We start from the raw sequence: 17,368 nt of genomic DNA on the forward strand, positions 1-17,368 counted from the left end.
ATGGAACTCCTTAGTGGCAATCTGGAGGAATGAAGAATGAAGCGCTGGTGGTTGTGAATGGCCCAGGTGGATTGCCGATGACCTACCGAGGCGAAGGCCTGGCGCAGTTGCGCAACACCGGGCGAGGGCTGACAGGTGAGGCCACACTGTTCTTCACTTCGCCCTTTCTGGTGTTCAAGGCCTTCTTGCGGTACGTGGGGCCATTCACACTGGACGGAGAGCGCCAGGACGGGGTGATTCGCCTGAGCATTTCCAGAGGTCAGCCACGTCGTCGTCGTTACACGATCGACGGGGTGGACCTGGACATGGAGGTGCAGGGGCCCGATCAGCGCTTCACTTCTTTGGCGGAGGCGGAAGCCTAGCGCTACTGGAAGTAGAACCTGGCCTTGTTGCGCACCGCCGTGGCCAACACGGCCAGGCTGCCGCTGCTGTCTGGCAGCAGACCTTCATACACGTTGCCGCGCACCACGACGCCGTAGCCACTGATGCTGTCGGTGGTCGAGTCCTCACGGGCATCGGTGAGCAGCAAGAAGGTCTCAGTGGTCCCATCAGCCGGCACGATCTTGCCGCTGGCCAGGCTGATGGCGGTGCCGCTGGGAATCAGGCGTCGGCCGGCCACGCCGTACTTGGCGTCGGTCCAGGCGGCCCAGTTCATGGGCGCGCCGGCGCCGTGGAAATCCAGCGAGTGATAATCGGCAATCCAGACCGGGGTCGAAAGGCTACGTTTTTCACCACGAATGGCGACGGCGCTGCCGAAGAGCAGCGCCGTCAGGAGCAGAGATTTGTTCATGTGGAGGTGTCCTTTCCGCAAAAGCGCGGGGTGAATGGGCTTGGCGAACGGCGGCTGGGCTTACTTGCTGCCAGGCTGCAGCGGATCGACGTAGCCACTTCCTTCCTTGGGTTTGATCAGTTCCTGAAGCCAGCTACCACCTCCCTGATTTGAATTACCGCTGCCGCTGCTGGAGCCTCCAGCACCGCCGCCGCTAGACCCGCCGCTCGCGTCCTGGCGTGCGTAAGAGGTCCCAGTGTTGCCACCAGAACCAGCATTCAGCGCTGACAGGTAGTCATCCCAGTGCTGCTTGGCATAGGCACCCAGCTCGTGCTCTGCGCCCTGGGCGTCCTTCACATAGGCCACCTGCACCTTCTTGCCTTCACGCTCGACCTCGCGGCTGGGCAGCACCGTCAACCCATCAGCCTTGATGCGGTCGCCCAACACCGTGGCTTTGAAGCCCGAATCACGGGCAGCGGTGTTGAGGCTGTCCTTGAACCGCAGGTCGGTCAGGTCCGTGCTGTCTTTTACCCCCTGATCCAACTTGGTCTTCACCTCGTCAGGTTTGCCCAGGGCCACGTAAGCGTCGTAGGCCTTCGATTCCTCGGCCGTCAGCACACGGCCGTCCTTCGGAGTCTGGTTGGCCTTGAGCGTTTCGTTCTGGCGCTCCAGTGTCGTGACCCGCTTGATCAGATCGGCGTGGCTTGATTTGGCGTGCAACGCTTCATTGCGCGCCTGCCATTCCGCTTCCGTCATGCGGCCGTCGTTACCACCGCCAGCCGGATTATCTTCGCCCTCGCCACGCACAGCAGCGGCGTTGGCGATCAGCAGGGCAGTCAGGATAAGCAGGTTCTTCTTCATGGTGGTCCTCCAGAGAGTGGGTCGGTGGGGGCAGGCTGGCTAGGCGAGGTCAGGGCTCAGGCATCAGCCCTCCCGTCGGGTACGCCGCCAGGGCCAGCGGGGCCAGCATTTCCACGCGGTGGGCCTCGCCGTACTCGCTGCCCAGAAACGCGGTCCAGTTGCATTCCAGAGGCGTCGGGAAATTGCTGTCACTGACGTGCACCATGTCTTCGTCCGGCTGAATAGGGATGGCCAGCGCCACCTGGTGCAGCCAGCCCGGCGTGCCGCCAGGGATACTGACCAGCAGCGGGGCGTGCCGCTCACCCGTGACGTTGTCGGCCGTGAACCGTTCACGCAGGCGGGTCCAGAACTCGGCTGGGGTGCCGGCCAGGGGTGGATCCGCGCAGAAGAGGGTGAAAGCCATCAGGCCCCGCTCGGCGAGGCGCACGTAGAACCGGGGCACACTGGGGTCAGGCAGATGCTCCAGCAGCGTTGGGTCCCCAGTCAGGGCGTGCACGCTGAGGTACAGGCAGCCCAGCTGGGTCTCCTGCGGAAGGTGGTTGAACTGCATCAGCTCAGCCACCCGGACGAAGGCCGCGCCGGTGCTTTCGGGCGGGTCAGTTCAATTACGTGCCACACCAAGTCACCGGAGAAGTAAGTGGCGATGTGCCCGGCGTCCACAGGAAAGACCTCACCAGTGGCCACAATGCGGAAGGTGCGCACGTCGGTGGGGCCCTGGCGGCTGTCGACGTGCCGGATCCATAACTGCGGCCCGGTGCGTTGGAGGCCGGCGTGCACGGGCTGTGCCCCATGGGGCAGCGTCAGCACCGTGCCGTCTGGGCCATGCTGCAGCGGGTACTTGAAGATGATGTCGCGGGTCATGAGCAGGGCCCTCCTGGCCTGGGCAAAGCGAAGCGCGGCCTCACGGCCGCACTCTGGTCTTGGGTTCTTTGAGGTGCTTGAGCCAGCGCACGGCGGACCAGGGAATGTGCAGGACGTGGCAGACGCTGCCACCTTCGGACACGCTCTGGGCCAGGGAGATGCAGCGCCGGTTGGTGGCCACCACGAAGCCAGACGAGAAGCACAGCGCGACGGGGGTGTTCGAGCGCAGTGCGTCCCGGAGCTTCTTCGCGGCCAGCCAGTTGGTGCTGGCCACTTCGGTGGCGCTGTCTTCCCAACGCACCAGCACCAGCGCGCCGGCCTTCAACTTGATCGGGACCTTCTTCATACCTGAGCCTCCCGTTCCTGCGGCTTCTCCCGCTCGATCTGGGCATCTTCCTGGGCCGGGTCATCAAGGCCCTGGCGCTGCCGGGCCGTGGCCTTGCTGATGACGCCCCCAGCCACGTCCTCACGGTCTGCACGGCGATCTTCTGGACTCGGCGGCACCGTGCGGCTGCGCACCGTGCCCTGCACGTCCAGCAGGGCGTAGCGTCGCGGCTGCCCGGAGAGGGCCGCCACCAGAGCCAGGAAGGTGGTGACGACGCCACGTACAGCGGCCTGGGCCAGCAGCACGGTCTCCTCACGGATGGTGTCGAAGTCCGCGATGGCCACTTCCCGGCTGCGGCCGCTCACCGTCGCGTCTTTACCCATCAGCACGAAGGTCTGTCCCACCTCGCTGTACATGTTCAGCTGGCTGTGCTCGGCCGCTGTGATCAGCGCCTGTGGACTGACCGGCTCAAAGCGGCCGTACTGGGCCGTACCCAGAGGCTGGTCACCCTGATATTCGCCCTCCGCATCAGCCTTGGCGATGGTGGACTGCCGCCAGAGGGTCATGCTGCCTGGGCCGAGCCGGGGTGATTTGTAGACCCGCTTGGTCTGCCCCGGTCGGTCCGGGTCATCCACCACTTCGTAGGGCGGCTCGACGTTGATGCCGTAGCGTTCCAGAAAGCCGGCCAGTTCCGTGTTCCGCAGGATCATGGTGCTGGTGGTGTTGTAGGCCATCTGGTTCTGTAGAAACTGCGCCGTGATGAGAGGCTCCGCCGCCAGTTGCAGGTAATGCACGTGGCCGCCCAGATCCAGGGCAGCGCTGGCCGCCTGGTCGTCGCTGCCGCGCAGGATGCGCAGGTGCGTCAGGCCGTCCTGATCGTCAACCGCGCTGACCTCCACGCACTCGCGTTTCTGCGCGTCCTGGTAGGTGTACACCGCACGCATGGTCAGGGTGTCGGGATCCTCCCAGATGCGGGCGTTCTCGGGTGTCGTCAGGCATTCGAGGCGGACGTAGCGGGCAATGTCCGTTGGCTTCGAGCCGGCGCGCACCCTCAGTACTTGGTCCTCGCCCAACTGGAGGAGGCCGCCGGCGACCCGGAAGCGCAGCACGCCGCGCCCTTCTCGCCGAGCGAAGGTCAGACCAGCGCGGATAGCTTTCTCAATCTCAGCAGACCACCAACTGGTGGCCAGTGCGTCGGCTTCCTGCTCTAGGTCAGTCCGGTCTGTGTCCTGCGCGCGCGTCACGCCAGGCTGCATCAGGGTCCAGCTCATGCGGGCAGACGAGCTGGTCACGTCGCGCCGCACAACCTCCTTCGTGACGTTGGTGCTGGTAAAGCTGCGACGCAGGGCGGTCTGAAATTCGCTGACCACGTTCAGGGCGCGCCTCTTCTCGGTTTCGGTGCCCTCATCAGGGACACGGACCATCGGGCCGCGCCAGTACGCGAAGTTCATCTCGCCGCCACCCACCGGTTCCCCAAGGTGGTAGCCGTTGTACATGTGCCGCGCCTGCAGCGCGACGGCCCCCAGGCCAACCTTCGCAGCGTCCACCAGGTCGGTGAGGCCTGCGGTTATCGGGTTCAGGGTCAGGTACTTCATGGTTCACCTCCTCGGGAATGAATACAGCGGCTCGGGGACGTCCAAATGGATGGCGGAGGCATCAGCCGGTCCACCCGGACCAGCCGTGTTCGCCGCGCTGCTCCTGAACAGGCTTGCGGCGCGGCGCGGTGTAAATGGCGAGGGCCAGCGCATCCCAGTGGTTGCTGGACCGGCCCAGGCGTTTCTTGATTTCTTCCTTCTTTTCCACCTTCTGCCGGCCCTGGGTATCGAAGGAATACCGCACAGCAACGGCTTCGCCTTCCTGCTTGCCGTTCGGGGGCAGTTGGCCACCCTCTTTGAGCCAGTCCCGAGACGCAAACCACAGCTGCGAGCGCAGGTTGGTGTAGCCCTCGGAGGTGGCTCCGCCACCGACCATGATGCCGAAGACCTCAATGCCAAGCGCTTTGGCCCGGTCACTGTGCCGCAGGTGGTCGGTCACGCCCGTGCCGTTGCCGGTGTTGTCAACCTTGACCCGCACGGTACCCGCGCTGACTGGGTAGACCAGTTGCCCGCGGAGGTGCTGCACCAGGTCCATGACGTGGCCGGCCACTTCGACGTTGTCCTGCTTGGCATATTCCACAGGCGGTAGCGCCCGCTGACGCGCCCGTAGCACGGGCTGCAGCACACTCGGGTCGTCTCCGAAGTGCCCGACGTCAACGCCCAGGTCGAACGCGCCGGTCAGGTCACCCTCCTCGGCGTCGTAGCGGGCGCGGGCCGCTTCAATCTGGCCCAGGCCGATAACCGTGTTCTGAGCCTGTGTGGGAAAGTTGCCACGCACGCGCACCTGAAACAGCGGACTGTCCTCGCCCCATTCCAGCTTCTTTTCGTTCACCCATTCGCACGTGGCCAGGCCGGGAATGATGATTTTCCTGCTGAGCACGTTGGGGGTGGACTCGCTGCTGATGTGGATGGTGTGCCACAGGTGCCGCTTGCTGGTGAAGGCGTCGTAGAACGTGCCCACCAGTTGGGTCGGGTTGCTGATCAGCAGGATGCTGGCGCCGCCGGCCATGTTCCCCTCAATGGCCTCGAAGATGCTCTCTTCCACGCCGGAGGCCTCGTCGATGATGAACAGCAGGTCCGCGCCGGAGACCCCGGCCATCTGCTCGGGCTCGTCGGTGCTGAAGCCGAAGACTTCGCTGTCGAGGTACCGGAAACCGGTGCCAGGATCCACAAACACTTTGCCGGGCAAGCCAGCTTCCCGGTGGCGCTTGGTCAGCTCCTTCCAGATGATGATTTTCACCTGTCGGCCTGTAGGGGCACTGACGACCGTACGGCTGCCTTCGATGCACAGGCAGCGCCACAACGCGATGACGGCAGCCGTCGTGGACTTGGAGATCTTGTGGCCACTGCGCACCGCGACCTTCCGGTGGTCCCGGACGGCCAGCATGATGCGCTCCATGGCGTCCCAGACCGTGATGCCCAGCACGTCCCGCGCGAAGCCGACGGGGTCATCGCGGTACTTGGCGAAGGCGTTCACAGCTTTGCGCACGGGCGGAGGCGGGGCAACCTGCTGGGCAGCGCGGCGCAATCCCACCAAATGGGCAGGCACGACGACCGGTGCAGGCTCAGTAACGGATGGTGCCCCAGCGTCGCTCAGTAACTTCGACAAGTTGGGCGCGTAATTCAGCCGGCGTACAGATCGAGAGGTCTGTGTCATCGGGGATCACCTCCTTTACGGCGTGCACGGTTTCGACACCCAGCTGTTCAAGAATCCGGTTCAGGTCGACCAGGGTGATGCGCTGGTCGCTGTCCCGCTTCTGCAGCTGCTCGACGATGCCGGTGATGTCGCGGATGAATTTGCCGACAGACAGGATGTCGGGGGCTTGGCGGGGCTTGTTTTCGAAGGCCTCGGGAATAGGTGGGCGGGGCGGGCCCATAACCGGCTCGTGATACCCGGAGTTCACTTCATCCAGGTAGGCAGCCAACTGCTCGCGCCAGAGCTTGACGGCCTCGTCATACCCGCTGGTATGACTGAGATGCCAGGCAGTGATGGCGTCCGTCAGCGCGTCATACCGCTCGATGTAATCGGTCACCAGGGCGCGCAGGATCAGCAGCTCGGGCATGGTGTCGAGCGGATCTGCATCCTTGGCGAATTCTGCCATCAGCTCCTGCAGGCGCGGCCGCTGAATGCTGCTGTACCTGCCGTGCTTGATCGGTGTGGCACCGCCGTGAATCCGGCACTTGCCTTCGCCGAGGTGGGTGGTGCCTTTGCCCGCCGGGTTCTTGCAGTACTGGCCCGGCTTGCCCCGCAGCTGGGCGCCACACGTCCCAGGGATGGGACCAGATCCATAGGGTTCTGATGGTTTCGGATCATCCATAGGGTTCCGTGTTCACCTCCTTTGGGAGACCACGCCGGCAGGCCGGAGCCAGGGCCTCAGACACTCACGAAGACGCCGTCGCGCAGCCAGCCGTGCCAGCCGCAACACCCCACAGCGTTGTGCCAGAGGCTGGGCGTGAGGGTCAGGTCACCTGTTTCGACACTGCCAGAGACAACGGCGTGCGGCGCGTAATAAAGGCGCTGGCAGCCGCAGGGGCAGACGTAGTGGTGACCGGCCGTCTCGTCATCGCGGCGAATCATGCCAGGCTTCCAGTCCGCGCGCCGCTGTGCTGTCAGGGAGCTACTCCGGACTGTCATGTCAATGCGTCCCGCTGGCGGCGCACTGGCGCAGTTCCTGAGCACAGAGCCGAAAGACGTCGGCACCTGTACGCCACCGCTCTTCACGGTCCGGCGCAGCGTTGTCCGCGCGCTGCTCACGCCGGCTCGCGCTTGCCTCCCAGGTGGCGGCCAGCTGCTCCAGCTGAGCTGTTCCGTAAGTCACCAGCTGATAAGGGAGAGGGCCTATGGGGTGCAACCAGCGAGCGATATTGGCGTACTCGCGGGCAATCCGCCCACGGCCGTCGCTGTGCCCAACCTGGTAGGCCTCATTCCACACCGCCTGTCGGCGTGTGTGGTTGTAGAGCCAGTGCACTCGCTCAAGCGCTTCACGCACAGCGCTGTCATCGGGCATAGGACAAACGCCCTTATAGTCCCAACTGCTGTAAGCGGTGTCGCAGGCCTCCAAGTGTGCACAGAGGTCTTCGGGTGTGCGGAAGGCGTCCAGCGGCTGAGGTTCATTGAGCTGTCTGATCAGCTCGGCCGACGTGCAACCGCCTTCAGCGAGCCCGATCGCGCGGTCCAGCTTGGTGATCAGGCCAGGAACACCGTCGATGAACATGACCACTTGAGTCGCGTTCAGGGGTGTGCGGTTCAGAAGTTCGGTCAGGACGTCCACAGGAGCCTCCGAGAGAGGAAAGGAACAAAGTGCGCCCTGATGGACACACTCGAATCTTCATGACCACGTGGGGCATGAGTCTGGAGGTGAGGCCCGGAATCGAACCGGGCAGGGGCCATCCTCACCAGGTGGCGTTTCTCCCCCACGCCCTTACGGGCACGCCGATGTGGTCTTGCCGTCTTTCCGTGCTGTCAACCGACGGACGATGCGGGACGAGTTGTATTCGCAGTTAGGCTGCTGCCACGAGCGTCGTGGTTGCGGCGGGGTCGTCGCCTGCAGCAGTCACAAGAAAGGGGGCCTGCACCCTGTCTCGCCATAGCCCGGTGGGCCTGCTGCGGGGTCACCTGGTGGACACAGGCGCCGGCTCGAGCAACAGAAGGCCCCCGGAGTTGATTCCGGGGGCACTGCTGACCAGCCTAGTGAAACTGTAGACCGTCTTCACACTTTCCGCAAGCGCTAACGTTTGCGTTTTAACGTATGAGGCTGAGACAGCAGTCGGCTTCTGGGTCGCCCAATTGAATGGCCAGCAAAAAGAGGGCCTGGGCATAGCCCTTTGACCATGAGGTCGGTGCAGCCCACCCATTGCCGTTTTCCCTCAGCAGCGTCGACGGCCCTTGCCCTGCGCGTATGCGCTCCAGCAGCGCGGCCTGAGAGGCGTGGGCCTTGTTGACGCCAAGCCGCTGGATGACGCTGACCACCTCGCCGGTCGTGTACTGCCGGGGACCTGGCATCTGGATATATTCGACCTGAGTCCGCCGAAGACCGCCGTGACCATGAGCACTGCAACCTCCGATGCCGATCACCTGGAAACGGGCCGTGCGAGGACTGCCGACGTGAAGGGGTCCCAGATCCACTGTGTGGGTCTGCCAGGCGCGTAGGGCCTGCAGCAGCTCCTCGGCGTAGGTACGCACTTCGCGCTGCCCAGCTCGGCGACCCGTGTTCCGCTTGTGGGCAGTTGAGCCTGTCACCGGCGCTGCCTCCGGTGTTGCCGACGGCGAGGCGGCATAGGGAGAGGGACACGCACGGTTCGGCTGGCGCTTAATGCCGCCTGGAAAGGAGGGGGCTTTTCCTTGTGCCGGGCGGGCCGGGCCAGGAGGCGCCGAAGCGAGGCAGCCAGTTCCTGGGCCGGTGCCGGGCGGCCGCACAGTTCAGCGTGCAACGCATCCATTTCATGCAGGGTCAGGCCAACGCGCTGCACACCCTTTTCTGCCCAGCGCCGCAGCAGGTCATCCATAGCATCGGCCAGTTCCTGCGGACAGCCGATTGGCAGGTGCGCCCGCGGCGCTTCCGCAAGTTCGGATTGCCGAAAGGCTTCAAGGAGCCACGCGGCGTCGGCCTCTGCCCAGATCTCGGCGTCAGGCAACGCCCAGAATGCGCGCCTCACTGTTGCACCATGGCTTCAATGTGCACGATCAGGGCGCCGCCAGGACGCTGAGTGCGGCGGTACAGGTGCAGCTCGTCAATCAGGCTGTCGTCGGCCCAGACACGTGCATGAGTAAGCGCATCTTCGACCGCTTTTGGAACATTGCTAATGTCCCGAATTCGGCGATCAGGGGCATGGATCTCAATAGTGACGGCAAGGCGCCCGGCGGGCGCAGTGGGGTGACCCTGATTGGCGCAGGCCTGCAGCACAGCCAGGCGGTAGGCGCGCCCGCGCGAGGAGAGTCGAATCCGGGCACGATGATGATGATTACCACCCTTCCAGATTCGAACGACCACCGCTCGCCAGATGGCGTTCACAGATGGTGGGTATGGCAGCGTCAGGAGCAGACCAGGGCCAGAGGTGAGCGGAAGCGCGTGCTGAGCGTTGCTCGTGGGTGGACGTGAAGTGGTGACCGGCAAGGGCACGTCGTCCACCAGGTCGAGCTGGGCAGCGACGGCCGCACGCTGCGCCGGGTCCGCAATGGTGGCCAGGTACCGCCGCGCGGCCGCCTTGGTCGAAAAGAGGGCAGCCCAGTTATTCATGGGTGTAGCCGTCGGCATCCTCTGGGTCCGTGTACACCAGCGTGTACCGAAGGTCCCACATGTCATCAAGCAGATCCTCACCGGCCGCTGTCAGCACGAAGTAGGTGTAGGTGATGCCAGCCTCTCGGCGCAGAAGGCGCGCCCGGCACAGTTCGCTCAGCGTGCGCTCCAGCAGCTGCTCGGCAATCCAACCACTGCCCTGCTTCCGTGCACGGCGGTGCAGCAGCTCTGCGGTGCAGCCGGAGGCGTTGGCGACACTCAGCAGCCAGTAAGCCGTGCTGATACTGGTCACCAGCTTGGTCAGGCCCCGCACCTTCGGCGGAGGCGGGCCAGCCTGGGCACTTCTTCGGCGCCGGCGGCGAGGCGGCTTGCTGACGCGGCGCACGGGCGGCGGTGAAGCTGGAGGTGTGGACGAAGGCCTGGGCAGCACGGGCGACGATGCGGGCTGTTCACTCCGCTGCTTCTTGTGAAGCTTCCGGGCTTTACGGCGGCCGCGGCGGGAGAGGTATTCAGTCACCCGTGACCCATCCCGGAAGCTCCTGGGCAGGCGTGGCCCAGAGCAGCTGAGGGATAACCCTGACGACCGCAACGTATTTCAGGTAGCTGATCTCCTGGCCAACCACCTGCAAGCGCGCGTCCAGCCAGGGACCATGAACGAGTTGCTGCCGGAGGGTGTGCTGGGCCAGGTGCAGGCCAGGAGGCCGAATAGGGTACAACTCGCGCAGCAGTGCGGCCAGGTTGATCATGGACACCACACGTCCAGCAATCGGCGCTCCTGCTCATCGAGGGCGCGGCGCGGCAGACCCTGTAGGTACTTCAGGTACTGGACCAGCTCAGTAACCTGCTCCGGAGATGCGACGATCAGCTGCACAGAGGCAGTGGCATGGTCGATGTGCACTGGAAGGTTTTGTGCCACCCGACGCCTAAGGTCCTCGCAGATGACCGGAAGGTCCGGCTGCTCTGGCAATTCACAATGGGCGAGAAGCACATGCGGGCCGAGCAGCCGGGCAGGCAGGTCAGGGGTGGACGCAGGCATATGACCTCCGGAGCAGTTTCATAGTTCGCTAACGCTAGCGTAAACGTTAGCCAGTTTTCCTGACAGTGTCTGTCAGGGACTGCTTCTCTCAAGCGGTTTACAGGGTCACTGAGAAGAAGGCGTGCCCTGAGGCATGGGTGCGGGGGCAGGCGGCTGCGGAGGAGGTAGGGGGCGAACGGCCTGGGGCTGCGGCTTAGGAGGCAAGGGTGCCACCCGACCTTCTTCTAAACGCCTTGTCGTCATAGCAGAGCTCCTATCGTGCCGGCCTGGGCGGGGGGGGTGGTGGGGGCGGCGCTACCTTCCCCTTCTGCTCATCTGGTCTTGGCGGAGCAGGACGGGGAGGGACATCTGGCTTCGAAGGGCTCATGACTGCCTCTGCCGAGGCGGTGGGGGCGGCGGCGGCGGGGGTGGCGCCACCTTGCCGATCTGCGGTGCAGGGACAGACCGCTCTGGTTGATGTGAAGGGTAACTGGGGCCCGACTTGCTCATACCAGCATTCTAGTTTGCGATTGAGATTACGTAAATGACAGAGCAGCCGAGGCCGATTAGGAAGGCCAATGCCGACAGTTTGTTCAACCGCTTGACATGCCGAACCTTCTCCTGGGCGTCCTTTACAGCCTCATAGGCTTCACCGTCCCACTTCGTCAGCTTGCCGATGACTGTGAGAATCCGGTCATTGACGGAGATGGAAACGAAGTGGCTCACCAATACAGCGCCAATACACACGAAGAGGAAGGCTGCACCACCCCAGAACAGAGGGCTAAACCCTATGGGCCCGGCTCCTGGCGCAGACGCAATCTGCTGGCGCAGCGTGAGCACCACGCCCAGAGTGGCGGTCGACAACGTGATCAAAGTCTTGTCCAGTTCGTCCCGCGTAGCAGCGTTGTCCTTGCGCAGGCCCTCTGCGTAGGCCGCCAGGTCCTCGGGCAATGCGAAGGCTTCATCAGTCGATTCAGGCTCAGCCGGAGATCCGGCGTCTCTATTGTCCACATCGTCACGGGCCGTCATGCTCACATCATGCAGGCAGCACAGTGCACTGACTGGTGAGCTGCACGATGGTGATGACCTGAATGCCGTCCGACCCCAACATGTGCGCTTTCATGCCATCGAGTTTCACGAAGGTCAGCTCGGCAGCATCAGCTTTTCGGCGCCATACACGGCCTGGGGCGAAGTCTCCAGCGGGCAGTTCGTCTGGGTGCGGTGTGGCCACAGCCTTCGCCGCCGCTCCTTTGACCTCGTATGCAGCGCCAAGCGCTGTACCTGGACTAGCACTGCTGCTGCGGCGTTTGGTCTTGGTCAATGTCTCCAGAGATGGCGGATACCCCACTAGGGCGTCCAGAGCGAAATAGGCCAGGCTGTTGAAACCTTGGACGCCCTGGGTTGCGTCGAGGCGTGCTGCCACAATTGCCTGCTCGATTTCTTGATCGGTCAGGCGGAGGTACAGCTGCCGAGTGATTGGCTGGCCGGTGGCTGTGGCGCCGAGAGCGAACGCCAGCTGGTCGTGCATGTGACCGAGCCGGGTCACATCACTGCAGCTCATGGCCCGGCGCAACACGGTGTGCGTGGTGGCCTCCCGCACAGCCCGGGCTGCCAGAGCCTCTGGGTCAATCGCCTGCAGGCGCTGAACCGCCCAACGGTTATCCACAGTTTCCACAGGCGCCGCGGCCGCCGCCGCCGGAACCTGTTCAGTGCTGGTGGCTGTGACAACTTCGCCACCTAGTGGCCGTGTTCCGTCCTGATCTGTGACAAAGGGGCCCTCAGCTTCCAACTCAGTTGAACTGTCGTCAGATTCACTGGGGGTTGCTGTTGCCTCAAAGAGGCGAGCATCATCATCATCCCAGGCCTCGTTGCTCTGATCAGAGTTAGAGACGATGATGATGTTTTTCTCTGACGGAGTCTCTGCCGTGTTCTCTGAAGTGATCTGTGTAGTGGTCTCTGTATATGGAATGCCACTTTCCCGCATTCGCGAATTAGGATTTTCCATATTCGGGAATCCGACTTTTCCGTATTCGGGAATCCGACTTTTCCGTATTCGGGAATCCGACTTTTCCGTATTCCCGATTTGTTCCCCGGAGGTCTCGTCGCCCGAAGCCCCAGTCTCCAGTGCGGGCTCCTTGGTCGGTTTACGGGGGCGGGATCCGGGACGTTTTGCGCCAATGCGGACGGCCTTGTTCATAGGCCCGGCATTCCGGACCTCCTCAGGAATGTTGATCATGGCTGCCAGCGCTGCCAGGAATTCCGGCTCATTGATGGAGATGTGGTTGGTGGTGATCCCTGCGTACTTCCATACCTTGCATGTGATCAGGTTGCGCGCCTCAAGGATGCGCCGCGCGGTGAGTGCCTCTTCTTTGCTCAAGCGGATCTCGGCGTACCAGTCCTTGTCGGCTTTGGCGAGCCAGCGGCGGCCCTCACGGTTGATAGTCAATTTGGTGGGGTTATACCGGCTGGGCATTCGCCAGTACAGCAGTTGGCTCAGCAGTAGGCCTGGGTTCAGGCCGCCGGCGACGTCGCAATAGATCTTCTTGAGGTCAATCGTGTCGCTGGAAGCCATTTCCCATGCAAGGAATGAGTTGAAGTCGACGAAGCCGTTTACACGCTCAGACTGCTCACTGCTCATACGTGCCTCACCTGCATTTTCAGGGTGCAGTTAACCCTCCGGTGCGTTGACCGGACCCTGCCCACCCCGTAAGATGGGCAGAGGCGTCGCCTTCGCGCGTCCCCACGCGCGAGTAACTTGGACTCACTCCACTCGACGATCACGATCAGATTTCTGTGTGCACCCTCTGCGAACTGGCCCTGGCAGGCCGACCCGCGGGGGGTGTTCCAGTTCGCGGGATTCACGTCCGCGATCGGAACGAAATCTAGTGTACGTGAAGGCAGGTTCCTGCGGGAGCCAAGTCGGTCGATTTTCCAATGACGGGGGTTTTTTCCGTAAGGTCTCACCTCTCTGTTGTCACATGCGTAGGGGTGGCGTGCGCGAATGTCATGGGTCAAGGCCATGCCTTGTTGTTGATGGCGCGTGACTTTTGGTGCAAGGGCTGTCACGTTTTGGCCCCTCCTTGTTGCTCTGCAATCCACCGCTGCAACGCACTTTTCGTGCCTTCGTGAACGCCAGTGAGTCGGCGGGTGCACCAGTGGTACACCCCTTGCTTGACCTCAAACGTCAGCCAGTCATCCGAGATGGCCATACCGTAGAGGTGGTGCGCTCGAGGCCGAGCTGGAAGGCGCTTGATTTCCTCTCCTGGGCAGAAGAGCGCAGGGGTGACCGTGTCAAGGGGCTGTATGGCGGATAACCCACCAACTGGGCCTGGCTCTTCAGTCACAAGGCCGTCCGCCTGTCCATTCCCATTCTGGCTCTGGCGACGTGGCTAGAACGTTGCCCACACTGGCCAGGAGGTGAACTGGTGTGTCGGCAAACATCCGGGCTGAGTGCTCGGCCTCAACCGTTGCGTCAATAGCGCTCTGGAAAGGCCCAACGGCAGCGGCGGCGCCAGCACGGTAGACGAAGTAGGGGGGGCGAGGCGCCCGTCCCTGCACCTGGCCCCTCACCTGGTCGAGAGTGCTCATGGCGAGAATGCGTTCGCTCCGCTCGTCACGCAACTCGGCCGCAAGCAACTGGCGGTCTGCGGTCAGGCGGAGCAGGCGTTGAAGCAGCAGGCCTGCAGCACCGGTGATGATCAAAACGGTCAGGACGGGCAATTTGCGCATGAGGCACCTCGGTAGGGGCATGGGGTATGGCCGACCGCCCCGCCTCTGAGGTCAGGGGCGGGGCAGAGCAGGAATTAATGGGTGACGGCGCTACTGGTGGCCCGCTCAGTCGCCTCAACCGGCTGAGTGGCACTGTCAAGGGGCACGATGGCCAGGCGAACTCCCAGCGGGCGCAACATGCGGTTAACGTTTTCCCAGCTGGGCGCCGCCTGACCACGGACAGCGCTGCGCACCACCTCGTAGGTCATTTCAGCCTGGGCCGCCAGACCCTGGATCGTGAGGTTGCGTGCGTTCAGCTCTCTGGTCAGGTAATCCCCGAGATCTTCCTTCTTATCCATACCAGAAGAATAGTATCTACCAGATTTGTGGTCAAACGTGATGGTCTACCAGAACCTCATGTGACTCTGGGTCAATCAGCGGCGCAGTCGTGAAAGTTGAAGAGCCCGATCAGTCGTCCTTGCCTTTCTGGCAGGGGAAACAGCGTGAGCACGTCACGGTCATAAGCGAGATCTGGCTCGGGCAGACGCTGCCCGTACCAAACCGGGGAGTACTGCGTTGCTTCAACGTGAACAACGTGCGAATTGGCGGCTACGAAGCCCGCAGCCCGTGCAGAGGTGTCTAGGAACACCAGCCGGCGCAGCGCCTGCTCGGGCGCAACGTCCGCAAAGCGGCTCAGCTCGTACACCCCCCAAGCAGTGTACCCGCAGTGCTCCAAGATTTCCTCGACCAGGACGTCCGGCATCAGGAGCTGGTCTGCCCCATGCTCTGTCAGCAACTCCATATGGGCGCCGAGATTTGGCGCTGTAACGTGGTATTTGCGAAAACGCCGGGTGTGCTTGCCTCGGTCCATCAGGACATGGACGATTTCGTGGGCCACGTCTGCCCGCCGGGTGCGGCGATCAGCATCGTGCCGCACCTGAATCACGCCGTCCGAGCGGGTCAAGCTGTGTTTTCCCTCTTCCAGCGGAATGCCGAGAGCTGTGGCCAGCGCCTCCATGTCGGAGAGGAGTGCGACGTCCAGGTGGGAAGCTTCAACGTCTCTCAGGTACCTGGCGATGTACGGATCCACTTTTACCTCGGGGGCTCAAGGCGTTCACGAAGATCGAGGAAGACGGCCAGCCAGTCCGCGGCGGTGACGGGCGTGCGGCGGTGGTGGAGGCGTGCTAGGAAGTTCTGCCACGCAGGTTCGCGCAGGCCTGCGAATTCAGGTCTCGACCCAAATTCACGTGCGGCCTCGAGGAGCGCATTCGGAATCTCTACAGGCGCGTCGTCGGCCGACGCACTGGGGACAAGGGCAGGCGTGGTCGTGGGACTCCGCGGTGCATCAAACTCAGGCACGCTGCCGATCGGGATGCCCACGGCGTTCTCAAATTCATCTGCGCTCCAGCGCAGCATGTAGGCGAGCGCCCGGATCTGGCGTGGTCGTGCACCGCCAATGGTTTCCCCACTGCGGTCGTCTTCAAGCGTGGAGAGCCACTGCTGTGAAAACGCTTTGAGGTCGCCGGGCAGCCGGGCCTGCTGTTCGAGCGCCCGGATAGCACGGGCGAGGTCACTCTGTGTGCGGTACCCGACCACCTCACGCCTTTCTTGAAGAGCTAGCCCGTACCTAGCAGACACGGGCGGAGCCGTCCAATGTGAGTTGAAAGCCAAAGTCATCGCACATGGCTACGAAGGTACTAGCTACTAAGTTCCCGGTGAGTATTGACCACAAACAGGGTATGTACTAGGATTCTGGTAGCTGGTCCCGGTATCTACCAGATTTATAGTAGTTGGTAGAAAAATCGGACAGCAGAACCTGCCCCAGAGCTTCTCACGGCAAATTCAGCGGGGCAGGCACTGGAGTCCAGAATGGCAAAGCGCACCCCCAAACGCAACCTGAGCCTGCCGCTTGTCGATGCCGACACGTGCGCCTGCTGCGGCACCCCGTTGCCCTCTGGCCAGGGCTATGACGTGCCCCACATCGGTGCTGTTGGCCCAGTGTGCGCCACCAAATTCGGCGCGCTTGGCGAGCTGATCACCTGGGTCAACGGCCGCAACGTGACCGACGTGTCGAGTCAGGAAGCGTGGCGGGTCGGGAGCCGCCTGATCTACACGCTGAAAAACATCGGCTTCAAGGTTCAAGTGATTGATGGCGTTCTGCAGGTCGGCAAGCTTGAACGCAAGAAGAAGGATGCAGCCAAGTCGTACAAGCGGCGCCGGGCTGAACTGATCCGGGACCTGCAACTCGCACAGACCCTCTTCGACGAAAAGGGGGAGCAATTGCCCCTACAGGGCGTGGCGTGACTCGTACAGGCACCTTCGTGCCTGCCAGCCTGCACGTCCTCACACCTGGGTTGGCGGCAGAGGCTCTGCGGGAGACCGCACGCGGCCTGCTGCGGCGGGCTGACCGTTTAGACGGCTGCCGCAGCAGGGTCACTTTCCTGGATGCCCCCAGCGGCCTGTGCAGCTGCTGCGGCGAGTACGTGACCGGGGACCGATGCCCGCACTGCCAGATCGGGGCGCGCGCATGACCTGGTGGCCAGCGCAGCTGGTGACGGCGCGGTGATCTCGCCTGAGATGCAGCCGGTGCTCCTGCTGGGCCTGCTGACCATCTACGTCGTTCTTGGGGCGATTGGCATTCGCCGGTCGCCCCCTTCTCGTACCCCCCCGCCCCCGCCCACGTTCGAGGAATGGGCCCACATCTACGACAGCACCGGCCGCGGAAGTCGCCGGGAGCGCGATCCCCTAGAGGACGCGGTGTACAGCGCCTACGCGCTCGGCGCTGTCTGCCGGAGGAAGTCAATGACCACCACTGCCCCTGTCCGCCCTCAAAGCCGCTTGCTCACGTTCATCCTGCGCCCTCTCCTACACACGCTGAAGGCTCTGGTCAAACGGTACCGCCGCACGGCCGCCGAAGTCCTGGCCTTTGCCGGCGGAATGCTGTGCTTCGTCACGCTGCTCAGCCTTGAATTCAGCCCCGCGCTGGCCTTGGCGCCC

General features: G+C 63.3%; 25 protein-coding genes. 3 read left to right on the plus strand and 22 right to left on the minus strand.

The features are described 5' to 3' along the window. Positions 1-29 precede the first annotated feature (29 nt). On the plus strand, positions 30-362 hold the full coding sequence (locus GO986_RS18725) for a hypothetical protein (RefSeq protein ID WP_198170821.1): 333 nt from the start codon (positions 30-32) through the stop codon (positions 360-362). Positions 363-364: 2 nt separating this feature from the next. On the opposite strand, the gene GO986_RS18730 is transcribed toward GO986_RS18725, so the two are convergent. The 22 genes from GO986_RS18730 to GO986_RS18835 all read right to left on the minus strand — a co-directional run bounded on the left by GO986_RS18730 (position 365) and on the right by GO986_RS18835 (position 15,967). Beyond that, entirely contained in the window at positions 365-790 is a 426-nt protein-coding gene (locus tag GO986_RS18730; protein WP_157460893.1) for a hypothetical protein, read from the minus strand. Between the two features lie 60 nt (positions 791-850). Beyond that, the gene (locus GO986_RS18735; RefSeq protein WP_157460895.1) at positions 851-1,630 is read right to left on the minus strand and encodes a hypothetical protein; all 780 of its coding nucleotides are present in this window, start codon (positions 1,628-1,630) and stop codon (positions 851-853) included. 49 nt (positions 1,631-1,679) lie between these two features. Further along, complete coding sequence (locus tag GO986_RS18740) at positions 1,680-2,180, minus strand: hypothetical protein (RefSeq protein ID WP_157460897.1); 501 nt, start codon at positions 2,178-2,180, stop codon at positions 1,680-1,682. Further along, positions 2,180-2,491, minus strand: a complete 312-nt coding sequence (locus GO986_RS18745) for a DUF7352 domain-containing protein (protein WP_157460898.1) — start codon at positions 2,489-2,491, stop codon at positions 2,180-2,182. Before GO986_RS18745 ends, GO986_RS18740 begins: the two co-directional genes overlap by 1 nt. A gap of 40 nt (positions 2,492-2,531) precedes the next feature. Then, positions 2,532-2,837: a hypothetical protein gene (locus GO986_RS18750; protein ID WP_157460900.1), complete on the minus strand. Its 306-nt coding sequence runs from the start codon at positions 2,835-2,837 to the stop codon at positions 2,532-2,534. Then, a complete protein-coding gene (locus tag GO986_RS18755) occupies positions 2,834-4,411 on the minus strand; it encodes a hypothetical protein (RefSeq protein WP_157460902.1) in 1,578 nt (525 codons plus the stop codon). The genes GO986_RS18750 and GO986_RS18755 overlap by 4 nt, the downstream gene beginning before the upstream one ends. 61 nt (positions 4,412-4,472) lie before the next feature. Next, positions 4,473-5,900: a DEAD/DEAH box helicase family protein gene (locus GO986_RS18760; RefSeq protein WP_157460905.1), complete on the minus strand. Its 1,428-nt coding sequence runs from the start codon at positions 5,898-5,900 to the stop codon at positions 4,473-4,475. A 76-nt stretch (positions 5,901-5,976) separates the two neighbouring features. Next, complete coding sequence (locus GO986_RS18765) at positions 5,977-6,729, minus strand: hypothetical protein (RefSeq protein ID WP_157460907.1); 753 nt, start codon at positions 6,727-6,729, stop codon at positions 5,977-5,979. 56 nt (positions 6,730-6,785) lie between these two features. Then, positions 6,786-6,989 carry a ubiquitination-like system serine protease family protein gene (locus GO986_RS18770; RefSeq protein WP_157460909.1) on the minus strand — a complete coding sequence of 68 codons (204 nt, stop codon included), beginning with the start codon at positions 6,987-6,989 and terminating at the stop codon, positions 6,786-6,788. Positions 6,990-7,047: 58 nt separating this feature from the next. After that, entirely contained in the window at positions 7,048-7,683 is a 636-nt protein-coding gene (locus GO986_RS18775) for a hypothetical protein (protein ID WP_157460911.1), read from the minus strand. A 470-nt stretch (positions 7,684-8,153) separates the two neighbouring features. Further along, positions 8,154-8,594, minus strand: coding sequence for a hypothetical protein (locus GO986_RS18780; protein WP_157460913.1), 441 nt, complete (start codon positions 8,592-8,594; stop codon positions 8,154-8,156). 53 nt (positions 8,595-8,647) lie between these two features. After that, the gene (locus GO986_RS18785; protein ID WP_157460914.1) at positions 8,648-9,067 is read right to left on the minus strand and encodes a hypothetical protein; all 420 of its coding nucleotides are present in this window, start codon (positions 9,065-9,067) and stop codon (positions 8,648-8,650) included. Beyond that, positions 9,064-9,648 (minus strand): RusA family crossover junction endodeoxyribonuclease, encoded by a 585-nt coding sequence (locus tag GO986_RS18790; RefSeq protein ID WP_232337895.1) that lies wholly within the window; start codon positions 9,646-9,648, stop codon positions 9,064-9,066. Before GO986_RS18790 ends, GO986_RS18785 begins: the two co-directional genes overlap by 4 nt. Beyond that, positions 9,641-9,940: a hypothetical protein gene (locus tag GO986_RS18795; RefSeq protein ID WP_157460917.1), complete on the minus strand. Its 300-nt coding sequence runs from the start codon at positions 9,938-9,940 to the stop codon at positions 9,641-9,643. Before GO986_RS18795 ends, GO986_RS18790 begins: the two co-directional genes overlap by 8 nt. A 217-nt stretch (positions 9,941-10,157) precedes the next feature. Next, entirely contained in the window at positions 10,158-10,394 is a 237-nt protein-coding gene (locus tag GO986_RS18800; RefSeq protein ID WP_198170823.1) for a hypothetical protein, read from the minus strand. Then, on the minus strand, positions 10,391-10,684 hold the full coding sequence (locus GO986_RS18805) for a hypothetical protein (RefSeq protein WP_157460921.1): 294 nt from the start codon (positions 10,682-10,684) through the stop codon (positions 10,391-10,393). Before GO986_RS18805 ends, GO986_RS18800 begins: the two co-directional genes overlap by 4 nt. 498 nt (positions 10,685-11,182) lie before the next feature. Continuing rightward, on the minus strand, positions 11,183-11,692 hold the full coding sequence (locus GO986_RS18810; RefSeq protein ID WP_157460923.1) for a hypothetical protein: 510 nt from the start codon (positions 11,690-11,692) through the stop codon (positions 11,183-11,185). 7 nt (positions 11,693-11,699) lie between these two features. Continuing rightward, a complete protein-coding gene (locus GO986_RS18815; RefSeq protein WP_157460924.1) occupies positions 11,700-13,301 on the minus strand; it encodes a hypothetical protein in 1,602 nt (533 codons plus the stop codon). Between the two features lie 698 nt (positions 13,302-13,999). Next, a complete protein-coding gene (locus tag GO986_RS18820; protein ID WP_157460926.1) occupies positions 14,000-14,392 on the minus strand; it encodes a hypothetical protein in 393 nt (130 codons plus the stop codon). Between the two features lie 74 nt (positions 14,393-14,466). After that, positions 14,467-14,730 (minus strand): hypothetical protein, encoded by a 264-nt coding sequence (locus GO986_RS18825; RefSeq protein ID WP_157460928.1) that lies wholly within the window; start codon positions 14,728-14,730, stop codon positions 14,467-14,469. 71 nt (positions 14,731-14,801) lie between these two features. Continuing rightward, complete coding sequence (locus GO986_RS18830) at positions 14,802-15,461, minus strand: ImmA/IrrE family metallo-endopeptidase (protein ID WP_157460930.1); 660 nt, start codon at positions 15,459-15,461, stop codon at positions 14,802-14,804. 2 nt (positions 15,462-15,463) lie between these two features. Further along, positions 15,464-15,967: a hypothetical protein gene (locus tag GO986_RS18835; protein ID WP_157460932.1), complete on the minus strand. Its 504-nt coding sequence runs from the start codon at positions 15,965-15,967 to the stop codon at positions 15,464-15,466. A 273-nt stretch (positions 15,968-16,240) separates the two neighbouring features. Here GO986_RS18835 and GO986_RS18840 point away from each other — a divergent pair, with 273 nt between their 5' ends. Both GO986_RS18840 and GO986_RS18845 read left to right on the plus strand, forming a co-directional pair. After that, on the plus strand, positions 16,241-16,675 hold the full coding sequence (locus GO986_RS18840; RefSeq protein ID WP_157460934.1) for a hypothetical protein: 435 nt from the start codon (positions 16,241-16,243) through the stop codon (positions 16,673-16,675). Between the two features lie 231 nt (positions 16,676-16,906). After that, positions 16,907-17,368, plus strand: a 462-nt coding sequence (locus tag GO986_RS18845; RefSeq protein WP_232337896.1) for a hypothetical protein, incomplete at its 3' end; no start/stop codon positions are given.

Origin of the sequence: Deinococcus arboris, from assembly GCF_009755355.1 — a bacterium.
Lineage (GTDB): Bacteria > Deinococcota > Deinococci > Deinococcales > Deinococcaceae > Deinococcus > Deinococcus betulae.

Bases quoted from the DNA above. Each gene is read 5' to 3' on its own strand.
- GO986_RS18725 (WP_198170821.1), top strand. From the start codon at position 30: ATGAAGAATGAAGCGCTGGTGGTTGTGAATGGCCCAGGTGGATTGCCG.
- GO986_RS18730 (WP_157460893.1), bottom strand. From the start codon at position 790: ATGAACAAATCTCTGCTCCTGACGGCGCTGCTCTTCGGCAGCGCCGTC.
- GO986_RS18735 (WP_157460895.1), bottom strand. From the start codon at position 1,630: ATGAAGAAGAACCTGCTTATCCTGACTGCCCTGCTGATCGCCAACGCC.
- GO986_RS18740 (WP_157460897.1), bottom strand. From the start codon at position 2,180: ATGCAGTTCAACCACCTTCCGCAGGAGACCCAGCTGGGCTGCCTGTAC.
- GO986_RS18745 (WP_157460898.1), bottom strand. From the start codon at position 2,491: ATGACCCGCGACATCATCTTCAAGTACCCGCTGCAGCATGGCCCAGAC.
- GO986_RS18750 (WP_157460900.1), bottom strand. From the start codon at position 2,837: ATGAAGAAGGTCCCGATCAAGTTGAAGGCCGGCGCGCTGGTGCTGGTG.
- GO986_RS18755 (WP_157460902.1), bottom strand. From the start codon at position 4,411: ATGAAGTACCTGACCCTGAACCCGATAACCGCAGGCCTCACCGACCTG.
- GO986_RS18765 (WP_157460907.1), bottom strand. From the start codon at position 6,729: ATGGATGATCCGAAACCATCAGAACCCTATGGATCTGGTCCCATCCCT.
- GO986_RS18770 (WP_157460909.1), bottom strand. From the start codon at position 6,989: ATGATTCGCCGCGATGACGAGACGGCCGGTCACCACTACGTCTGCCCC.
- GO986_RS18790 (WP_232337895.1), bottom strand. From the start codon at position 9,648: ATGAATAACTGGGCTGCCCTCTTTTCGACCAAGGCGGCCGCGCGGCGG.
- GO986_RS18800 (WP_198170823.1), bottom strand. From the start codon at position 10,394: ATGATCAACCTGGCCGCACTGCTGCGCGAGTTGTACCCTATTCGGCCT.
- GO986_RS18805 (WP_157460921.1), bottom strand. From the start codon at position 10,684: ATGCCTGCGTCCACCCCTGACCTGCCTGCCCGGCTGCTCGGCCCGCAT.
- GO986_RS18810 (WP_157460923.1), bottom strand. From the start codon at position 11,692: ATGACGGCCCGTGACGATGTGGACAATAGAGACGCCGGATCTCCGGCT.
- GO986_RS18815 (WP_157460924.1), bottom strand. From the start codon at position 13,301: ATGAGCAGTGAGCAGTCTGAGCGTGTAAACGGCTTCGTCGACTTCAAC.
- GO986_RS18820 (WP_157460926.1), bottom strand. From the start codon at position 14,392: ATGCGCAAATTGCCCGTCCTGACCGTTTTGATCATCACCGGTGCTGCA.
- GO986_RS18825 (WP_157460928.1), bottom strand. From the start codon at position 14,730: ATGGATAAGAAGGAAGATCTCGGGGATTACCTGACCAGAGAGCTGAAC.
- GO986_RS18840 (WP_157460934.1), top strand. From the start codon at position 16,241: ATGGCAAAGCGCACCCCCAAACGCAACCTGAGCCTGCCGCTTGTCGAT.